Here is a 20,886-nt window from a genome sequence, read left to right as displayed (position 1 = left end):
AAGTAAAGATTTTCATATATTTGTCATAAATAGCATAAATGTGACTTGTATGTGGCAATTAATATAACTCATTGATTTAAATTAAAAACAAAGACATTCTTTTATTTATCATAATATTAGCGAACAAATATAATTATTATTTACTAAATATAAATTAAAAGAATATCTATATTTGATAAAAATAATAATGCACCTGAAATATATAAAACTACATATATTCAAGGTGCATTTAATATAATTTACTTAAATAGTTGCCAATAACTAGTATTTATCTATTTCTTTCGCAATACTCTCAGCCACTTGCTGCCAACCCATCGATAACGTACGGACTAACTCTGGATAGCCATCTTCGTTTTGATCTAACTGCACATCAAAATTACGGCGGATCACGTTGTTATCATGAGAGTAAGTCCAAAAACCTTGCACTAATACTTTACCGTCATACCGCCCATTAAAGGCCGTTAAAGTGATATCAAGTGTATCCGGTGAGTTCTGTAATGGCTGTAACGATACCAATTTTTCAGGTAACGCCGCAGATAATTCACTCACCATCGACTGCCCAAGTTGTTGCTCTAATGGGCTAGCCCATAAGTGGGTACTTGCATTGGTATAACTGACATCTGTCGTTTGGTAGGTAATACCATTTGACGTCAGTACATCTGATAACATAATACGCTGCAACCATACTTGGCCTTTATCCATCACCTCGGCAGATTGTATCTGAGGAGTTTTCATTGGCAATTGGTAGTACTTTTTCTCTGGAGTACTACTACAAGCCGCCAATAACAAAACAAATATCGATAATAAATATCTCATTATTTTTTCACTCCTTTAGGCTCAACATCCTTCGTTGGTTCAGCTTCAAAAACTAGTGCATTACTCTTATTATTCAAGGTACGTAAAAGCGGCTGAACTTCTCTCAATACTTGGTCTAAACGCTGCATGTTATCCACCATTTTATTATAAGCTGGTGAACCAGGTTGGAAACCTTGCATTGCTCGGTTCATTTCTTGCAGTGTTTTTTGCAAGTCATGAGGTAAATTCTGGAACTCTTTACTCGCCATCACTTTGTTGAGCTGTGCCAACATAGCATTAGCCTCTTTAACAACTTTTTGCCCTTCTGCCAATGTTTGTGTGGTTTGATTAAGCATCGGTTCAATTGGCATATTGTTAATTTTATCTAACACTGCAATGACTTTTTGTTGAATTTGCGCTAACCCTGCACTGGTTGTTGGGATAATTTTATAGCCAGCAACCACCGTTGGGCCTTTATAAGGCTCTGCATTTTGCACAAAATCCAAATCAACAAATAATGCGCCAGTTAGCAAATTCCCTGATTTTAATGATGCTCTCAAGCCATCTTTCAACGCTAAATTTAATTCATTTTTTAAATTAAAATTCTTACCAACATCTTTAGAGAAACGTTCTGGCTCAATGTGAATTAAAACAGGAATTCTAAAGTCATTATCCAGAGATTGGTCTAAACCTTCCGTATAAAAAGGCACTTGTGCAACAGTACCTAAACGAATACCCCTGAACTCGACCGGTGCTCCTGGTTGCAGGCCTCGCACTGAGTCGGAGAAAAATAAGACAAAATCTTGATACTGTGTATACAAGGAGTTTTGAATACTGCTTTGGTTATCAAACAGTTGGAATTCAGTATTTTCCTTTACATTCGCACCTGGAACCCACCCCGTTGGAACATCAAAACTCACACCACCAGTAAGCAATGTAGCAATTGAGCCCATTTCAACGTGAACACCTTGGGATGACATATCAAAAGCAATACCACTGTCTTTCCAGAAACGTACATTTGAACTAATTAATTTATCATACGGCGCATTGATAAATAATTGGTAGCGCATATCACGCTTATCCATATCAAAGTTGCTAGTTTCAACAGAACCGACTCGGTAACCACGGAATAATACAGGATCACCCGGGTTTAATTGCCCTGCCTTATCACTCACCAGTACTACACGAATGCCCTTAGCATCTGGTGATGCAAGAGGCGGGGTATCCAACAGAGTGAACTCGAAATGCTCTTTTGCCGCTAAGCCCGGTTGAAGCTCAATATAAGCACCTGAAAGTAATGTACCCAGCCCAGTGACACCATCACGACCGATTGTCGGTTTTACAATCCAAAACGCGGAGTCGGTACGCAGTAATTCTTTCATTTCATTGTTCAAACGCGCTTTAATGATCACTCGACTAAAATTGTCATCGAGTGTCACGCTTTCCACAACGCCAATATCAACGCTGCGACTTTTAATTTTCGTTTTACCCGCTTCTATTCCTTCAGCATTGTAAGTGATTAATGTCACTTCTGGGCCTTGGTTGCTAAAGTGGTAAAATAAGACCCAAGCACCAAGCAAGACCGTCACGATTGGGATCACCCATACAGGCGACCAACTTTTTAGCTTGCTAATTTTGGCATTGGCCTGTGGTGTTTCTTTATCAGTCACCCGATGACTCCTTCTTGTTCAACAGTATTTACTGCATTTTTTCTTTCACAGCGGTCCCATGTTAATCTAGGGTCAAAGGTCATCGCTGCAAACATTGTGAGAATAACAACCACACCAAAGAAAATAATCCCCATCGCAGGGACAATATTCATCAATTGCCCCATTTGAACCAAAGAGGCTAAAATAGTAATAACAAACACATCTATCATTGACCAACGGCCGACATATTCCACCAACTCATAAATAAAGTGCATACGATGCGGGTCGCGATTACCGTACCCTTTAGAATCTAGGCAAAGCCACGCAATTCCTATCATCTTCAATGTAGGTACCATGATACTGGCCACAAAAATCACCATGGCAACAGGATATGACCCGTCTTCCCACAACAAAATCACACCATCAATAATGGTCGAATTTAATGCCGTTCCCAACGTATTAGTAGTCATCATTGGCAGCACATTAGCAGGGATATACAACATAATTGATGTGACTAAAAGCGCCAAAGTCCATTGTAAACTTTGGTTTTTACGCACACTACCATGAGAGTGACAACGTGGGCATTTGGACTGCTCGGCAGGTAAAATCGCCGTACACACAAGGCATAAACGTACATTTTGTTTAATACCCGTCTGACCCACGATTAACGGCCTATCTAGCTTCGGAGCCGCTTCAATTCGGTTCCACAGCCAATGGCGGTCTAAGCACTGAAAAGCCCTTACTTGTAGCATGCAATACGCACAATAAGGTAAAAAGCTTAACCCGATACCAATATCACCGTAAGCTATCAATTTAACAAAGCTGACTAAGACCCCCGCTAAAAAGATCTCAGCCATACACCACGCTTTCATTTGGAACAAAATACGGGTGATCACCACTTTAATACCTTTAGGAATATGAACTTGCAACCCTAAAAGAATAATTGTGATCATACAAAATGCAGGAATAATCAATGAAAAAAATAGAAAAAAGAGTGCCAGACCGCTATAACGCGTGGTTGCTATAATTTCAATTATTTGGAATAACGAGATTTCATTTTCAATCCCTGCGGCGCCCATCTTAACAAAGGGGAATAAGCAGGCAATAAATAGCATAATTAATGCACTAACTGCATATGCTGCCGGCTGCTTATACGGATATCGCCACTTTGAGACCAATGTGGTTTCACAGCGTGGACACGTTGCCTTGCTCCCTTGCTCCAATTCAGGAACTGCAACCAACATGTCACACTGAGGACAAAGCACATGTTCATGAGACTCATGGTTGCACAAAGTGTATTTGCTCCTTTAATTAAAACGTAATTAGCCGTTTTTCAGCAATTCAAGCTCTTGCCAACGGTCAAACGCTTGCTCTAATTCAGCTTCTTTTGCCGCTAACTGACTCAGCGTTTTTTCTGTTACATCATGTGGTTGGTTGAAAAAATCAGCATCCCCAACTTGAGCTTGCAGCGCTTCAATTTCACTTTCAAGTTGTTCCAATTTTGCTGGTAATTGTTCCAATTCACGTAATAAATTGTAACTGAGCTTATTTGAACGTTTTACCGTTTCTTTCGGTTTCGGCTGTTTATCTTGGCCAGTCACTTTACTCGTTTGTTCTGCTTTCAAACTCACGGTTTGTGCTTTTTGCTGTTGAGCATCGTAATACCCACCAGCAAAACGGTTAATAACCCCATTACCTTCGAAGATCCAGCACTCTGTCACGCTGTTATCGACAAATTCTCGGTCATGGCTGACCAGTAGAACCGTTCCTTGGTAACCATCAACTAATTCTTCAAGTAACTCTAAAGTTTCGACATCAAGGTCGTTAGTCGGTTCATCGAGGATCAATAAGTTACTTGGTTTTAGGAATAAACGTGCAAGCAGTAACCGGTTACGCTCACCGCCCGAAAGTGCTCGAACAGGTGTCATCGCACGTTTTGGTGGGAACATGAAATCTTGCAAATAGCCTAGAACATGGCGTGGCTTACCATTCACCATGACTTCTTGTTTGCCTTCTGCCAAGTTATCCATCACGGTTTTATCTGGGTCCAATGCTGCACGATGCTGGTCGAAATAAGCAACTTCCAACTTAGTACCACAATGCACTCGTCCGCTATCTGCTTGTAAATCCCCTAGCATTAGGCGCAACAATGTTGTTTTACCACAACCGTTTGGCCCAACTAAAGCGATTTTATCACCGCGTAATACTTGAGCTGAAAAATCTTTTACCAGTACTTTATTATCAATCTGGTAATTCACATTTTCCATTTCAAATACAATTTTGCCAGATCGAGATGCTTCACCTACTTGCATTTTCGCTGTGCCCATCACTTCACGACGCTCTGAACGCTCTACCCGTAGCGCTTTCAGTGCACGAACACGCCCTTCATTACGAGTACGACGCGCTTTAATACCTTGGCGGATCCACGTCTCTTCTTGGGCTAATTTACGGTCGAATTCTGCATTTTGCATCTCTTCAACACGCAAAGCTTCTTCTTTATTTACCAAGTAGTCATCATAATTACCCGGCCAAGAAGACAATTGCCCACGGTCTAAATCGATAATACGGGTTGCCATATTGCGGATAAATGAACGGTCATGGGAAATAAATACGATACTACCTTGGAAATCTTTTAAGAAATTTTCCAGCCAAAGAATGGTTTCAATATCTAAGTGGTTGGTTGGTTCATCTAAAAATAATACTCTCGGGTTACTCACTAACGCACGGCCCAAAGCGGCTTTACGTAACCAACCACCTGATAATGAAGATAGTTCTGCATCTGCAGGTAAACCGAGTTTCTTCAGGACATCACTGATACGAGAGTCTAATAACCATAAATTACGGTTATCCAACACCTCTTGCAATTCAGCTAATTTATTTAGATTTTTCTCGCTCGGGTCAGTTTCGACCTCTTTCGCAACATGGTGATAATCTTTGAGGTACTGAGCTTGTTCTGCAACGCCTTCAGCCACAAAATCAAAAATAGTGCCTTCAATATTACGCGGTGGATCTTGCTGTAAGCGGGCTACAATCAAGTCTTGCTCGTAAATTAACTGGCCATCATCCAGCGGCTGCTCTTTCGTTAACACTCGCATTAATGTCGATTTACCCGCACCATTGCGACCAACCAAACATACACGTTCGTTATCTTCGATATGAATTTCGGTATTATCCAGTAATGGGGCATCACTAAACGAAAGGTATGCACCCGACAAATTAATTAAAGCCATTGATTCTATCCTTACTCTGCGTGGCTAATTAGCCAGCAGTTATGTATTTGACGGTTACGAGCAAAATCTTCTGACAGTGTTTTCGCTGTGATTTCTTGTGCTTGTAATCCTAATTCTTTAATTGCTTCAAGATCCATTTTGAAACCACGTTTGTTATTAGAAAACATCACGGTTCCACCACGGCGCAATAACCGTTTTAGATGGGTAATCAATTGGATATGATCCCGTTGTACATCAAATGTACCATCCATGCGTTTTGAATTTGAAAATGTTGGGGGATCAATAAAGATCAAATCAAATTGTTCCCGGCTATTTGCCAACCAGCTCAAGCAATCCGCCTGAATTAAACGATGCTGACGACCTGTTAGCCCATTCGCTTGTAGGTTTTTTTCAGCCCACTCAAGATAAGTACGTGACATATCAACGGACGTGGTGCTTTTCGCTCCACCAAGCCCTGCATGCACTGTGGCGGCACCGGTATAACAGAACAAGTTTAAGAAATCCGCATCTTTACTCATTTGGCCTAACATTTTACGGGCAATACGATGGTCAAGGAATAACCCCGTATCCAGATAGTCCGTCAAATTCACCAACATTTTCGCATTGTATTCTTGCACTAAAAAGAAATCGTCTTTTTGGGCTAATTTCTCATATTGCTGCTTACCTTTTTGGCGCTGGCGTGTCTTTAACACTAGCTGATTCGATGTCAGTTCTAGCACATTCATTGTTGCAGTGATCACATCAAATAAGCGTTGACGAGCTTTACGTTCATCAACGGTTTTTGGTGGTGCATATTCTTGGATCACCACTTTATCGCCATAAATATCAACCGCAACATTGTACTCAGGTAAATCAGCATCATAAACACGGTAACTATCAATACCTTGTTGTTTTGCCCATTTACTTAATTTCTTGATATTTTTACGTAAACGATTTGCAAAATCAGGTGAAATTTCCGCGATAGTTTCTGACGGTGTAGCCGCTAATTGATAATTCTTTTGAACGCAATCTAAAGGACCATTCTTAGCTTTAAATTCACGCTCTGAACGCAGTTGCAAGCAGCTAAGTAATTCAGGAGAGGCACTAAAAATCGATAAACGCCACCCGGGGAAACGGGCCTTCACGATACGCCCTAACTGGCTATGTAGCGCAATTAAAGCAGGCTCACTTTCTAAACGCTCACCATAAGGTGGGTTACTGATAATTGTTCCTATCGTATCGGTGTTAACTGGGTTTTCCAATGCTGCCGCATCACCTTGCTTGAAGGTAATTAAATCCTGTAACCCTGCACGGCGAGCGTTTGCACGAGCCATTTCAAGTACACGCTTATCAATATCAAAACCATAAAAACGTGATGTCGTCTCTTTCAAACCTTGGCGGAAACGAACTTGCGCTTCCGTGGTTAGTTCACGCCAAAGTTCCGCGTTAAATTTCGACCATGCATAAAAGCCCCAATGAGTACGGTGTAATCCCGGAGCTTTATCTGTTGCCATCATTGCAGCTTCAATTAACAGTGTTCCTGAACCGCACATCGGGTCGACCAATGGTGTTCCCTGTTGCCAACCGGAACGGTTAATAATTGCTGCTGCCAGTGTCTCTTTTAAGGGCGCTTGGCCTGCCAAATCACGGTAGCCACGTATATGTAGCGAGTCACCACTTAAATCGAGTGCCACACTGGCTCTTTCTTTATTAAGGTAGACGTTGATACGAATATCTGCTTGCTGGCGAGCGACATCAGGGCGCTGATCAAGCTTACGTACGAAGCTGTCTACGATAGCATCTTTAACTTTCAATGCACCGTATTGGCTGTTGCGAATTTCTTCGTTAGTCCCTGTAAAATGAACAACAAAGGTATCATTGACAGAGAAAATCTCACTCCAGTCGATAGCTTGTACACCGAGATACAAATCTAAGTCACTGTAAACGTCAAAATCATTCAGTGGCAATAAAATACGCGATGCCAGCCGACTCCACAGTAGGCTTTGGTACATAACACGTTCGTCGGCCTGAAAATAGACACCCCCTTGGGCCACTTTGCATTGGCTAGCGCCAAGCGATTCTAATTCCGTTTTCAGTAGTTCTTCAAGGCCGCGAGCTGTGCTGGCAAACAGAGAATTCATAGTATTTATTACCAATTTGGATGAAAAATTGTTGCGCATTATAGCTAATCTTATGCAGTTGTCATAAAGTTGCTACGCACAATTATAAGGATTAAAAAATGATAACGCTTTCGCGCCTTTATACACACCCAGTTAAATCTATGCGAGGAGTTCGTTTATCCCACGCCTTCGCTGATATTAGCGGTTTGACTTTTGATCGTAATTTTATGGTAACCACGCTGGAAGGTAAATTTATTACGGCGAGAAAATATCCACAAATGTTACTTTTTACACCGGTAATGCTCAATAATGGTCTTCACTTGCGAGCACCAAATGGCGAAAGTGCAACAGTATTGTATCAGGACTTTGATGAGAAACAGAGCCCTACTGAAGTTTGGGGCAATCATTTTCACGCACTTATTGCACCTGAAGCGATAAATAGTTGGTTAACTAGCTTTTTTGACGAGCCAGTACAACTACGCTGGCTTAGTCCTCAGCTTTCTCGCCGTGTCAAAGAATACCAAGATGTGCCAATGTCTTTTGCTGACGGCTATCCCTTTTTACTGATCAACGAAGCTTCTGTCCAAGAACTGCAACGTCGCTGCCCTGCCAGTATTAAATTAGAACAGTTTCGTGGCAACTTAATTATTACTGGCGCCAAGCCGTTTGAAGAAGATACATGGAAAACTATTCAAATTGGTGATGTCATTTTTACATTAGATAGGCCATGTAGCCGATGCATTTTAACGACTGTTAGTCCGGAAAAAGGGGTTAAACACCCCCACAGCGAACCACTTGCAACACTACAAACCTTCCGTTCAGATGAAACCGGCGATGTCGATTTTGGCCAAAATGTGATTATCAAAAATACAGGTGTTATTCGTGTTGGTGATACCCTGACGATATTAGAAACGAAACCTGCAAAACAATATTTAGTTCAAGAGCGGGAAAATGACCTAGCAGCTAATAAATTAAATACTCAAGCCAATAATGTCAGTTTAGTTTTTGAGGAAACAGAATATACAGGTGATAACCAAAATGTGATCCTTGAACAATTAGAATCCCATGGTTTAACTATCCCTTATTCGTGTCGAGCTGGTATCTGTGGTCGCTGTAAAATTAAGCTTATTTCTGGGGAAGTCACTCCATTAAAACAAAGTGCCATCAAAGAAAACGGTTACATACTCGCTTGCAGCTGTATCCCAAAAACAGCGGTTAAATTAGCGTTTAGCTAAGTGTTGGTTTTGCTTTTTAACACCATCAGGGGAAAAATTCTATGATGGTGTTAAACATTCAAAACTAGATTAATTAAATTAGCAAAAAAACCTATTTATTTAACTATTTTTTCACTGGATCTTTGACGATCATTTAAATAGCATTACCATATAATTGACGTTTAACTTTAGATGAATATTCAAGCATGCGATCGTTCATGATCTTAATTGGATCACAGAATCGTAAAGTTCGATCGGGTAATTCTAAGATTGGTTCTGCTAATAAACATAAACTCGCAGATGGGCCAGCTTCAGCAATAATAAATGTGAAGTACTGGTTTGTATTTTCTAAACACACTTGAATTATTTGCCCCTGCTTAGGTTCATTAATATAGTGAAATGAAGAAAAATACCAACTCTTTGGCATCTGTGGTTTTAAAAAACGAAAAGCAACTAAGCTATTTAAGACTAATTCAGCTCTTTCTTCTTGAGTAATATTTAATCTTTTAGCCTGCTCATCGAATAAATAATATTCACCTGCATCTTCGATACTAAAAGGCATCTCATTACGAGCAAAAACCGTTAGCATCTTAGCAGGAAAACATGAACGAAATATCATGCCGTTGGCGAGATCTAACATCACCCTATTATGGTCATGATCAAAATACCAACGCCAATGATCATCAGGTTTAATATTCATAAACGACCCTTTAGCGATTTACCGGTAAATATAGCAGAAATGATCTCTATAATGATCCTTTCTAAATTTACTCTAAGGCTTATTTTTATATGCTAAAAATTGGATCTACTAAATAAGATACGTTAGAAATATCTGGATAATATTGTTATCTAAATAGCAAATCTGCTGAAAATTGCGTTCAATTTGATACAAAAATAGCCACTATTAGCAATATAGTTTAAAAGGGGGAATAAATAAACCCCCTTGATAGGTAAATTTACAATTTATTACTAGATATGATTAACAATATCTTTAATTAATTTTGGCCCATGGTAAATAAAACCAGAATAAATTTGAATTAAAGAGGCACCCGCTTCCATTTTTTCACGTGCTGCAGTAAGGGAATCAATTCCACCTACTCCGATTATTGGCAGTTTGCCATTTAATTCACGTGAAATAATCTTAATAACTTGTGTGCTTTTTAATTGTACAGGACGACCACTTAATCCACCCGCTTCATTGCAATGATTTATTCCTTGAACCAAAGAACGATCTAACGTGGTATTCGTTGCAATAACGCCATCGATATTATGTCTAACTAGGCTATCTGAAACTTGGATAAGTTCCTCTTCAGATAAATCAGGCGCAACCTTTACAGCAACAGGCACATATTTTTGGTGCTGTAATTGTAATTCCAGTTGTTTTGCTTTTATGCTACTTAATAAATCATCCAGCGCTTCGCCATATTGTAATGTACGTAACCCTGGCGTATTTGGTGAGGAGATATTAATAGCAATATAACCTGCATGAGCATAGACCTTATCCATGCAAATTAAATAATCATCTTTACCTTGTTCAACAGGTGTATCTTTATTTTTACCAATATTGATTCCAATGACCCCACCGTAATTCGATTTCTTGACATTCTCGACAAGGTTATCGACACCTTTATTATTAAAGCCCATCCGGTTAATTAAACCTTCAGCTTCTACAAGTCGAAATAACCGCGGTTTGTCATTACCAGACTGAGGACGAGGCGTTACTGTACCAATTTCTATAAACCCAAAACCCATTGCACCAAATGCATCAATACATTCACCATCTTTATCTAAACCCGCTGCAAGTCCTAGTGGGTTTTTGAAGGAAAGCCCCATACATTGAACGGGCTTAGTGGCAACTGATTGGCGAATAAGACATTGGAAAGGGGAATGATTCAAACGTTGAAGCTGGCGAAAAGTCAATTCATGCGCTTTTTCGGGGTCGAACTGGAATAGTGCCTTGCGGGCAAGGTGATATAGCATATCCAATAACCTATTTTTACTAGTACGTTTCAATAGAGTAGACATCATGTCGCATGCTAAAACCCCGCCAAATAGGATTTGCCGAGCTTTCATTCATACATGCGGTTTTTTCGTCGGATAAAACGCGCTACAGATTACCCTATCTTATTGCCCTTTTACCACGAAAAAATCAATAAAAATGCATTTGTCTGGGTTTTCGAGGGAAAAACAACCATTTTATGAGAGTTATCTCTCATTTAATATTCCACTTTTGTCATAAACAATAATAAGCCGCTAAATTAAATTTTAGCGGCTTATTAAAACCAATAATTGGCTAGCTATATATAAACTAGCTTTCTAACGCTTTGGTTATTTTTTCAAATAGATCACCAGAAAGGTTATCAAGCGCTTTTAACTGCTCAAGCACTTTGCGCATCTGTGCTTGGCGCTGTGCATCATAACGTTTTAAACGGATCAATGGCTCAATCAGTCTTGATGCTACCTGTGGATTACGCGTATTCAAATCGACTAAAATGTCATACAAGAATTGGTAACCACTGCTATCTTCCGCATGGAAATTAACTGGATTCCCTGCAGTGAAGGCACCGACAAGTGAACGAACACGGTTAGGATTGCTCATGCTAAATGAACGGTGATTCAATAATTCACGTACATTGGCAAGGGCTTCTTTCGCTGGATTTGCACCTTGTAATGTAAACCACTTATCCATAACCAACCCATCATGGTGCCAGCGCTCATCAAAGTCTGCCATTAACTGCTCTTTACAAGCTAACTGTGATTCGTTTGCTGCGGTCAATGCAGCCAGCGAATCAGTCATGTTATCGGCAGATTGGTATTGTTCCAGTACTAATTTGTTCGCCAGCTCGCTATCGTCACCCGCGGCTAAGTATTGTAGACAAATGTTACGCAGTGAACGTTTAGCTATATCTTGGTGATCAACCCGATACCCATCAATATTAATGGAGCGATAAACGGTGAGAAGCTCATCATGCATTTCTACCGCTAAATGATGATAGATAAAGTTCACAACTTCGTGGATCGCGACAGGGTCGATAACCGTAAATAATTCGGCAAGCTCATTTTCGGAAGGTAACGTTAAGATCAATGCGACTAATGCAGGATCAATCGAATCACTTAATAATACCCCACGGAAAGCATCAACCACCGACTCAGGCAAAACTAATGCCTCGCCGTTTTGATAATGAGCCACGTTAATTTTTACATAATTATTAATTAGTTGCTGCGCGGCATCCCAACGAGCAAATTCATTGCTTGCATGCTGCATCAAGAAAGCTAATTGCTCATCCGTGTAGTTGTAATCTAATTTTACAGGGGCTGAAAACTCACGTAATAAGGATGGAACTGGACGACTTGTCACCTCATCAAATACAAACGTTTGAGTTTCTTGCGTAATGTTTAGCACTGAATTTACAACACTGCCATCACGTTTTAGCGTAATAATTCCACCTTGTTCATCATAGAGCTCAATATCCAATGGGATATGCAATGGTTTCTTTTCCGCTTGATCTGCCGTAGGCGGCGTCATTTGGCTAACATGTAGGGTATATTGCTGTTTTTCTGGTGAATATTCATCACGTACAGTTAAAACTGGTGTCCCTGATTGGCTATACCAACGACGAAATAGTGATAAATCAACATTTGATGCATCTTCCATCGCCTGTACAAAATCGTCACAGGTTGCCGCACTGCCATCATGGCGATGAACATAAAGTTGTATTCCCGCTTGGAACATTTCCTCACCGAGCAGCGTATGGATCATACGAATAACTTCGGATCCTTTTTCATACACCGTTAAGGTATAGAAATTATTCATTTCAATAACTTTGTCAGGACGGATCGGGTGCGCCATTGGGCTTGCATCCTCAGCAAACTGGGCTGAACGCATCACTTTAACATTGTTAATACGGTTAACAGAGCGGGAGCCTAAATCCGAACTAAATTCTTGATCGCGAAAAACGGTTAACCCTTCTTTTAGGCTTAATTGAAACCAGTCACGACAAGTAATGCGGTTTCCTGTCCAATTATGGAAATATTCATGGCCAATCACAGATTCGATATTCAGGTAGTCTTTATCCGTCGCGGTTTCGCTTTTGGCTAAAACATATTTAGAGTTAAAGACATTCAGTCCTTTATTTTCCATTGCTCCCATGTTGAAGAAATCAACGGCAACAATCATATAGATATCAAGGTCATACTCTAAACCAAAGCGTTCTTCGTCCCACTTCATGGCATTTTTCAAGGACTGCATTGCCCAAGGAGCACGGTCTAAATTACCTTTATCAACAAAAAGTTCTAACGCAACTTCACGGCCACTGCGAGTCACAAAGGTGTCTTTTAAAACGTCAAAATCACCTGCTACTAAAGCAAATAAATAACTTGGTTTCGGGAATGGATCTTCCCACTTAACCCAATGACGGCCGTCTTCTAACTCACCTTCTGCGATACGGTTACCATTTGAAAGTAAATAAGGATAACGTGATTTATCTGCTGTAATTGTGGAGGTATAGCGAGCCAGCACATCTGGTCGGTCTTGGTAATAGGTAATATGGCGAAAACCTTCCGCTTCACATTGTGTGCATAACGCCTCACCTGAAACATATAGCCCTTCTAGTGCTGTGTTTTTTTCAGGACTAATTTCATTCACAATCCGCAGTGTGAATGATTCAGGTAATGACTCAATAATCAATTTACCTTCAGATTCTTTATAGTTTTGCCATGCTTTGCCATCGACTTCGAGGCTAACTAACGATAAATCTTCGCCATTGAGTTCAAGCGTTGAAGATTGCGGATTAAGGCGTTTTACCTTACTTACTGCGGTAACCACTGTCTTCACTGGGTCAAGATTAAAATCGAGGTCAATTTCTGTAATTGTGTAATCAGGTGCTTGATAATCCTGACGATATTTCGCTTGTCTTAACTGGGTCATAAGTAACCTTTTAATTCGTTATATTCAATATCGTACTGCTTTAATACTTATACAATACTATAAGCCACAATAATGTGAATGGATTTGAGAAACATTTTCATCAAAAAATGTTATCTATTTTTATGGCTATGTTAGCTTTGTATGTCCCACCCTACTTAACTTTGTTAAAAATTCGTTTGTTTGTTGGTGCTATAGCACTATTAAATATTTTATGGCGTGTTAGTATCTTTTCGTGATTAATGCTTTTGTCTGTTTCTATGGACAGAATACACATAAAACGTATTTATTTGATTTCATAGTAATACAGAAAGGCAATACGCGAATTTAGGTTGCCGTGCTCCTTGAAAACAAGAGATAGAATAACACTTCTATCTTTTGCTAAAGTGGGTATACTTTTGCAACTTTAACGATTTAGCTAACGACTATTGCTGCTTTTATCTCATTGTGACTTTTAGGGGAACAAGAGTAAAAATGAATAGCATTAGTGGTAAAGATAAGCTCCGCGAGGATGTCTGCGTGCCATGAATTTAGACGCTACACCAATTATTACATCACTGCTTGATACCGATGCTTACAAGCTTCATATGCAGCAGGCCGTTTTCCACCGTTACCATCAGGTACCGGTTGTCGCTGAGTTTCGCTGTCGTAGCAGTGAGATCTTAGGTGCTTACGCCAATGAAATTAGGCAACAAATTCAGTTAATGGCTAAGTTGTCACTTTCTGATGACGAGCTAAATTTTCTCCGCCGCTTACCTTTCTTCCAAGAAGACTATCTTATGTGGTTAAAGTCGTTCCGCTTTAACCCAGAACAAGTCGTTGTCAGTACCACAAATGAAGGTCAGTTAGCGATTCGCATCAGTGGGCCTTGGCGTGAAGTGATTATGTGGGAGGTACCGCTCCTTGCATTGGTCAGTGAAATCATCCAAAAAGATAGGCACCCAAACATTCATCCTGACGATGCTGTTCAGCAACTCAAAAAGCTGTTAAATGTTTTCTATCAACAAGCCGATGAACACCAACTTGATTTGTCTAACTTTAAGCTTATGGACTTTGGGACACGCCGCCGTTTCTCCTACGACGTACAATCCGCCATTGTTTCAATGCTTAAACAAGAGTTTCCTTATCTTGTAGGAACAAGCAATTACAAACTTGCACACGAATTAGATTTATCCCCTGTTGGCACACAAGCCCATGAATGGTTCCAAGCCCATCAACAAATCAGCCCTGAGTTAGCAAATAGCCAACGTGAGGCATTGCAGAGCTGGCTTGATGAATACCCTAATCACTTAGGTGTGGCATTAACTGACTGTATCACTATGGATGCCTTTTTGCGTGATTTTGATGCTAACTTTGCGAACCGCTACCAAGGGTTGCGTCATGACTCGGGGGACCCGATCGAATGGGGTGAAAAAGCCATCACTCATTACCAAAAATTGGGTATTGACCCGATGAACAAAACGTTGGTGTTCTCTGACAGCTTAGACCTACAAAAAGCACTTGAGTTATATCGTTATTTTCATCAGCGGATTAACCTTGTTTTTGGTATCGGTACTCGTCTAACCTGCAATATTCCACATGTAACCCCATTGAATATTGTGATTAAGCTAGTCGAGTGCAATGGTAAACCTGTCGCTAAGCTATCTGACAGCCCAGGAAAAACCATTTGTGAAGATGATGAGTTCGTCAATCAACTCAGAAAAGCGTTTGACCTGCCTAAAATGGAAAAAGCCAGCTAATTAAGTCGCTTTTCCCTAGCTCTGAGTAAGAATTTGCACTTTTCTTGCCCAGAGCTTTAAAACCCCTTTTTCTTTTATTCACTTACTATTACTATAGCTTTTAAGCTCAATAACCACGCTTCGCTTCAACAGAAATGTTTTATCGCGATTTTTTACTTGTTTCCTAATAAATGGCAAGTAACATAGAGCTTTGGCCCCATGAAACATGGGATTTCGTTAATATCCCTACTTTAACTATTTTAATCGCCATAAACCGATGACATTTTTTGAATAATATTCATAGATATAAGCGGTTGAATGGATTTAAAACAATTTGAATTACATCCTAAATAATTCGAGTTGTAGGAAGGCGGCAAACAAAGTGAGCCCTAGGAGCATACATAGGTATGTGACTAGGGTCGGTTTGTGAAGCCAACGCATCTACGGCTCGAAGTATGACGGATTGAGATAGTCGAAGTAGATATCGTTAAATATGAAGAGAGTGAATTATATGATAGTAGCGCCTGTAGTCGACGTACTGCAAGGCCGAGTGGCGGTAGGCACAGAAGTCACCGTTCAAGGCTGGGTACGTACAAGGAGAGATTCAAATGCTGGTTTTTCTTTCCTCGCCGTTTATGACGGTTCTTGCTTTAACCCGTTACAGGCTATCATTAATAATAATTTACCTAATTATAATGACGAAGTCCTGCATCTCACAACGGGTTGTTCAGTTGAAGTTACGGGTACCGTAAAAGAATCCCCAGGCCAAGGTCAATCCTTTGAACTTGAAGCCACCGCTGTTAAAGTGGTTGGCTGGGTTGAAGACCCTGACACCTACCCAATGGCAGCAAAACGCCACAGCGTTGAATTCTTACGTGAAGCGGCCCACTTGCGCCCGCGCACTAACTTAATTGGTGCCGTTGCGCGTGTGCGCCACACATTAGCTCAAGCCCTGCATCGTTTTTTTGATGAACAAGGCTACTTCTGGGTTTCTACGCCATTAATTACCGCGTCAGATACTGAAGGTGCTGGTGAGATGTTCCGCGTTTCCACGCTGGATTACAACAACCTGCCACGTAATGACAAAGGTGAAGTGGACTTCAGTGAAGACTTCTTTGGTCGCGAAGCGTTCTTAACTGTTTCAGGCCAGCTCAATGGTGAAGCTTACGCAACGGCTATTAGCAAAGTGTATACTTTCGGGCCAACTTTCCGTGCAGAAAACTCAAATACCAGCCGCCACCTAGCGGAATTCTGGATGTTAGAGCCTGAAGTGGCTTTTGCCTCTTTAGATGATGTGGCTGGTCTGGCAGAAAAAATGTTGAAATTCGCCTTCAAAGCTGCTCTTGAAGAACGCCGTGATGACTTAGAATTCTTTGCTCAGCGTGTCGATAAAGACGTTATCAACCGTTTAGAAAGCTTTGTTAACTCAGACTTTGCACAAGTTGATTACACGGATGCCATTAAAATCCTTGAAACTTGTGGTCAAAAATTCGAAAACCCAGTTTATTGGGGTGTCGACATGTCTTCTGAGCATGAGCGCTACTTAGCAGAACAGCACTTTAAAGCACCAGTGGTAGTGAAAAACTACCCGAAAGACATCAAAGCGTTCTATATGCGCCTTAATGAAGATGGCAAAACCGTTGCCGCGATGGACGTATTAGCACCGGGTATTGGTGAAATCATCGGAGGTTCACAGCGTGAAGAGCGCCTTGATATGCTCGATGCACGCCTTGAAGAAATGGGTATGAATAAAGAAGATTACTGGTGGTACCGTGATCTGCGTCGTTATGGCACCGTTCCTCACTCAGGTTTCGGCCTTGGTTTTGAGCGTTTAGTGGCTTATGTCACTGGTGTCGGTAACGTGCGTGAAGTAATTCCATTCCCACGTACCCCAAGAAATGCAGCGTTCTAATAACGGCTTTCTGTATTAACACCCTAATTTACGGGCCAGCTGATGTTGGCCCGTTACTTTTCAGCCCTAATATACTTTCGCTGTAGAACTATCTCATCTCGTTACATCGAATTGCAGCCACATGATAACCAGATCACAATTTTTACGTTATCACCTTATTATTCTCCGTAAACAGCCAGCAATCTGCTAGTGCTAAGAATAATCTGCTTTTTAATCTCACTATTCTCTTTTTACTAGTGATAAATAACCGCTTTACATTCGCTAAACTGCTCAAAAAAAACTCAATTTGTCTTTTGAAAAAGTTCCCTAATTTTTGTAATATTTTTTAAACTGGTACGATGAGTGGTTATTTATTGATCTATTTTTTACATTTTGAAACATCTAGTTACCATTTGTTTCAGAATCTTTGATTTTGTAGCACTTTGAGGGTAGATAATTTTATTTAGCAATGGAACACTGGTCGCCGACATAGACGACACTAATCTCTCACAAATAGTTCCAATTATTTTTTGCGAATTATTTTTGGCAGTGGCAGGTGTCCGAATAACACCAATGAGGGTAATAATAATGATGAAACGCAATATTCTTGCAATGGTTATCCCAGCTCTGTTAGCTGCTGGTGCAGCAAACGCAGCTGAAGTATACAACAAAGACGGCAACAAATTAGACGTTTACGGTAAAGTTGACGTTCGTCACTACTTTGCAGATGGCAAAGGTAGTAATGGTACTAAGAGCGAAGACGGTGATGATTCACGTGTTCGTTTAGGCCTGAAAGGTGATACTCAAATCACTGATCAATTGACTGGTTTTGGTCGTTTCGAGTGGGAAACTAAAACCAACAAAGGTGAAGACAACAACACCAACAAAAACCGTTTAGCGTATGCTGGTCTGAAATTTGCTGATTTCGGTTCAATCGACTACGGTCGTAACTACGGTGTTGTATATGATACAGCTGCATGGACCGACGTTCTGCCATTATGGGGCGGCGACTCTATGGCTCAGACTGACACATTCATGACTGGTCGTAACCGTAACCTATTAACTTACCGTAACAGCGACATGTTCGGTTATGTTGATGGCCTGAGCTTCGCTCTGCAATATCAAGGTAAAAATACCGAAACTAACAAATCTGGCGTTTCTGAAGTTTACAAAAACAACGGTGACGGTTACGGTTTCTCAACAGCTTATGACTTAGGCTGGGGCGTAACTCTGGGTGGTGGTTATTCTAACTCTGCTCGTACTGAAAACCAGAAAACTAGCCAAGCTCGTGGTGACCGTGCACAAGCATGGAACGTAGGTGGTAAATTCGACGCTAACAACGTTTATTTAGCAGCTATGTACGGTGAGACACTGAACATGACTCACTACGGTAGCAAAGATTTCATCGCTAACAAAACTCAAAACGTTGAATTAGTTGCTCAATACCTGTTCGACTTCGGTCTGAAACCATCTGTTGCTTACGTACAGTCTAAAGGTAAAGACCTGCCAGGCTACGGCAATAAAGATATCCTGAAATATGTATCTGTTGGTTCTTACTACTACTTCAACAAAAACATGTCTGCAGTTGTTGATTACAAAATCAACCTGTTAAAAGACAATGACTTCACTAAAAACACAGCTAACGGTATCAACACTGATAACGTAGTTGGTTTAGGTCTGATCTACCAATTCTAATTATCAGTTAACTGATAAGTTAGAAAACGGTAACATGTTTTTGTAAGCAGCGCTTCGGCGCTGCTTTTTTATTTCTCTTTTTTCATCTCTAGCATAAATTTCTCCTCCACAAAAACACCAGAATTATCAATAAGACAGACAGATTCACCATCTTTATAGATATTTATGGTCAGATTACATGCAATTCCTACCTAGTTCACAAGATCTCGCCAATTTTTGGTAAAACGGTTGGCAAAAAGCCTTTATCACGTTACCCTGAGAACTCGACTCGTTCGACTAAACCCGTTTTCAGCTACACCCGCGAGTTTCGTATGGTCTGGGCAGATAACAAGCAAGGATAGCCAACCGCATTCTCACTTATGCCTTCATACCTTAGGAACTGTGTGGGTACCACTACAGAGCTTTGGAATCGACAACATGTTTGAAAAAATTACTTCTGCCCCTGCTGACCCAATCTTAGGTCTTGCTGATAGTTTCCGTGCTGATCCCCGCGATAATAAAATCAACTTAGGTATTGGCGTCTATAAAGACGAATCAGGGAAAACCCCTGTGCTTGATACCGTTAAAAAAGCAGAAAAATTCCTGCTGGATAACGAAAACACCAAAAACTATCTTGCGATTAGCGGAATGCCAGAATTTGGCCGTGTAACACAAGAACTGTTATTCGGTGCACAACATGAAATTGTCACCTCGAAACGTGCACGTACAGCGCAAGCACCGGGTGGTACAGGCGCACTGCGTATCGCCGCTGACTTTATTGCCAAGCAAACCAATGCAAAACGTGTTTGGATTAGCAACCCAACTTGGCCTAATCATAAAAATATTTTTGAAGCTGCTGGCTTAGAAGTTTTAACTTACAACTACTATGACGCAGCCAACCACGGTATGGATTTTGACGGCATGCTTAACAGCTTATCATCTGCGATAGCGGGTGATGTGATTGTTTTACACGGCTGCTGCCATAACCCAACGGGTATTGACCCAACCGCTGAACAATGGACAAAACTCGCCGCATTATGTGCAGAAAAAGGCTTATTACCGGTTTTTGACTTTGCTTACCAAGGTTTTGCAAAAGGTTTAGATGAAGATGCCGAAGGCCTGCGTATTTTCACCAAAAACAACCCTGAAATGATTGTTGCGAGCTCATTCTCTAAAAACTTCGGTTTATACAATGAGCGTGTCGGCGCTTGTACCATCATTGCCAAAGACAGTGACAACGCAGAGCGCGCATTCAGCCAAGCGAAAGCGGTTATTCGCGCAAACTACTCAAACCCACCAGCACACGGTGCCGCAGTGGTAACAACCATCCTTTCTGATGACGTGTTAAAAGCTGAGTGGGTCCAAGAATTAACCGCAATGCGTGAACGTATTAAGCGCATGCGCCAACTGTTAGTGAAAACATTGGAAGAAAAAGGCGCTAAACAAGACTTTAGCTTCATTATTAACCAAAATGGTATGTTCTCCTTCAGTGGCCTAACAAAAGAGCAGGTAGAGCGTCTACGTAGCGAATTTGGTATCTATGCGGTAAGTTCTGGCCGTATTAACGTAGCAGGCTTAACACTTGAGAACATGGTTCCTTTGTGTGACGCTATCGTGAAAGTGCTGTAATTGTTCGGATGCATTAAAAATTAATCATTGAAAATGTTAAAGCAGCGTATTTAATATCATGCC

The 20,886-nt window shown here is 40.7% G+C and carries 13 protein-coding genes; 5 read left to right on the top strand and 8 right to left on the bottom strand.

What is annotated here, in order from left to right:
* Positions 1–261: 261 nt before the first annotated feature.
* The 5 genes from pqiC to rlmKL are packed head-to-tail and all read right to left on the bottom strand — an operon-like array spanning position 262 to position 7,794.
* Positions 262–816, bottom strand: coding sequence for a membrane integrity-associated transporter subunit PqiC (gene pqiC, locus PSF28_RS01430; RefSeq protein WP_109911061.1), 555 nt, complete (start codon positions 814–816; stop codon positions 262–264).
* Entirely contained in the window at positions 816–2,465 is a 1,650-nt protein-coding gene (gene pqiB, locus PSF28_RS01425) for an intermembrane transport protein PqiB (protein ID WP_210839503.1), read from the bottom strand. Before pqiB ends, pqiC begins: the two co-directional genes overlap by 1 nt.
* Positions 2,462–3,736, bottom strand: coding sequence for a membrane integrity-associated transporter subunit PqiA (gene pqiA / locus PSF28_RS01420; RefSeq protein ID WP_210839511.1), 1,275 nt, complete (start codon positions 3,734–3,736; stop codon positions 2,462–2,464). Before pqiA ends, pqiB begins: the two co-directional genes overlap by 4 nt.
* A gap of 30 nt (positions 3,737–3,766) precedes the next feature.
* The gene (locus PSF28_RS01415; RefSeq protein WP_210839513.1) at positions 3,767–5,674 is read right to left on the bottom strand and encodes an ABC transporter ATP-binding protein; all 1,908 of its coding nucleotides are present in this window, start codon (positions 5,672–5,674) and stop codon (positions 3,767–3,769) included.
* A gap of 11 nt (positions 5,675–5,685) precedes the next feature.
* Entirely contained in the window at positions 5,686–7,794 is a 2,109-nt protein-coding gene (gene rlmKL / locus PSF28_RS01410; protein WP_210839522.1) for a bifunctional 23S rRNA (guanine(2069)-N(7))-methyltransferase RlmK/23S rRNA (guanine(2445)-N(2))-methyltransferase RlmL, read from the bottom strand.
* 98 nt (positions 7,795–7,892) lie between these two features.
* Here rlmKL and PSF28_RS01405 point away from each other — a divergent pair, with 98 nt between their 5' ends.
* Positions 7,893–9,008 carry a YcbX family protein gene (locus PSF28_RS01405; RefSeq protein ID WP_210839529.1) on the top strand — a complete coding sequence of 372 codons (1,116 nt, stop codon included), beginning with the start codon at positions 7,893–7,895 and terminating at the stop codon, positions 9,006–9,008.
* Positions 9,009–9,141: 133 nt separating this feature from the next.
* Here the strand turns inward: PSF28_RS01405 and PSF28_RS01400 are convergent, their stop codons facing one another.
* The 3 genes from PSF28_RS01400 to pepN all read right to left on the bottom strand — a co-directional run bounded on the left by PSF28_RS01400 (position 9,142) and on the right by pepN (position 13,914).
* On the bottom strand, positions 9,142–9,687 hold the full coding sequence (locus tag PSF28_RS01400) for a cell division protein ZapC (RefSeq protein WP_004909622.1): 546 nt from the start codon (positions 9,685–9,687) through the stop codon (positions 9,142–9,144).
* A gap of 269 nt (positions 9,688–9,956) precedes the next feature.
* A complete protein-coding gene (gene pyrD / locus PSF28_RS01395; RefSeq protein ID WP_210838460.1) occupies positions 9,957–10,967 on the bottom strand; it encodes a quinone-dependent dihydroorotate dehydrogenase in 1,011 nt (336 codons plus the stop codon).
* A 328-nt stretch (positions 10,968–11,295) separates the two neighbouring features.
* The gene (pepN, locus tag PSF28_RS01390) at positions 11,296–13,914 is read right to left on the bottom strand and encodes an aminopeptidase N (RefSeq protein ID WP_272684529.1); all 2,619 of its coding nucleotides are present in this window, start codon (positions 13,912–13,914) and stop codon (positions 11,296–11,298) included.
* A 521-nt stretch (positions 13,915–14,435) separates the two neighbouring features.
* Here pepN and pncB point away from each other — a divergent pair.
* From pncB to PSF28_RS01370, 4 genes are all read left to right on the top strand, one after another.
* The gene (gene pncB, locus PSF28_RS01385) at positions 14,436–15,650 is read left to right on the top strand and encodes a nicotinate phosphoribosyltransferase (protein ID WP_272684528.1); all 1,215 of its coding nucleotides are present in this window, start codon (positions 14,436–14,438) and stop codon (positions 15,648–15,650) included.
* Between the two features lie 490 nt (positions 15,651–16,140).
* On the top strand, positions 16,141–17,541 hold the full coding sequence (gene asnS, locus PSF28_RS01380) for an asparagine--tRNA ligase (protein WP_210838451.1): 1,401 nt from the start codon (positions 16,141–16,143) through the stop codon (positions 17,539–17,541).
* A gap of 567 nt (positions 17,542–18,108) precedes the next feature.
* Entirely contained in the window at positions 18,109–19,215 is a 1,107-nt protein-coding gene (locus tag PSF28_RS01375; RefSeq protein WP_272684527.1) for a porin, read from the top strand.
* A gap of 417 nt (positions 19,216–19,632) precedes the next feature.
* Positions 19,633–20,823: an amino acid aminotransferase gene (locus tag PSF28_RS01370; RefSeq protein WP_272684526.1), complete on the top strand. Its 1,191-nt coding sequence runs from the start codon at positions 19,633–19,635 to the stop codon at positions 20,821–20,823.
* Positions 20,824–20,886 lie beyond the last annotated feature (63 nt).

Source organism: Providencia sp. PROV130 (assembly GCF_028482225.1).
Lineage (GTDB): Bacteria > Pseudomonadota > Gammaproteobacteria > Enterobacterales > Enterobacteriaceae > Providencia > Providencia rettgeri.
Note: the sequence above shows the minus strand (reverse complement) of the source record. Positions and strands in the feature narration are given on the sequence as shown.

What these genes read in the sequence shown, in the direction of transcription:
- pqiC (WP_109911061.1), bottom strand. Translation starts at nt 816, where the DNA reads ATGAGATATTTATTATCGATATTTGTTTTGTTATTGGCGGCTTGTAGT.
- PSF28_RS01415 (WP_210839513.1), bottom strand. Translation starts at nt 5,674, where the DNA reads ATGGCTTTAATTAATTTGTCGGGTGCATACCTTTCGTTTAGTGATGCC.
- rlmKL (WP_210839522.1), bottom strand. Translation starts at nt 7,794, where the DNA reads ATGAATTCTCTGTTTGCCAGCACAGCTCGCGGCCTTGAAGAACTACTG.
- PSF28_RS01405 (WP_210839529.1), top strand. Translation starts at nt 7,893, where the DNA reads ATGATAACGCTTTCGCGCCTTTATACACACCCAGTTAAATCTATGCGA.
- PSF28_RS01400 (WP_004909622.1), bottom strand. Translation starts at nt 9,687, where the DNA reads ATGAATATTAAACCTGATGATCATTGGCGTTGGTATTTTGATCATGAC.
- pyrD (WP_210838460.1), bottom strand. Translation starts at nt 10,967, where the DNA reads ATGCTATATCACCTTGCCCGCAAGGCACTATTCCAGTTCGACCCCGAA.
- pepN (WP_272684529.1), bottom strand. Translation starts at nt 13,914, where the DNA reads ATGACCCAGTTAAGACAAGCGAAATATCGTCAGGATTATCAAGCACCT.
- pncB (WP_272684528.1), top strand. Translation starts at nt 14,436, where the DNA reads ATGAATTTAGACGCTACACCAATTATTACATCACTGCTTGATACCGAT.
- asnS (WP_210838451.1), top strand. Translation starts at nt 16,141, where the DNA reads ATGATAGTAGCGCCTGTAGTCGACGTACTGCAAGGCCGAGTGGCGGTA.
- PSF28_RS01375 (WP_272684527.1), top strand. Translation starts at nt 18,109, where the DNA reads ATGATGAAACGCAATATTCTTGCAATGGTTATCCCAGCTCTGTTAGCT.
- PSF28_RS01370 (WP_272684526.1), top strand. Translation starts at nt 19,633, where the DNA reads ATGTTTGAAAAAATTACTTCTGCCCCTGCTGACCCAATCTTAGGTCTT.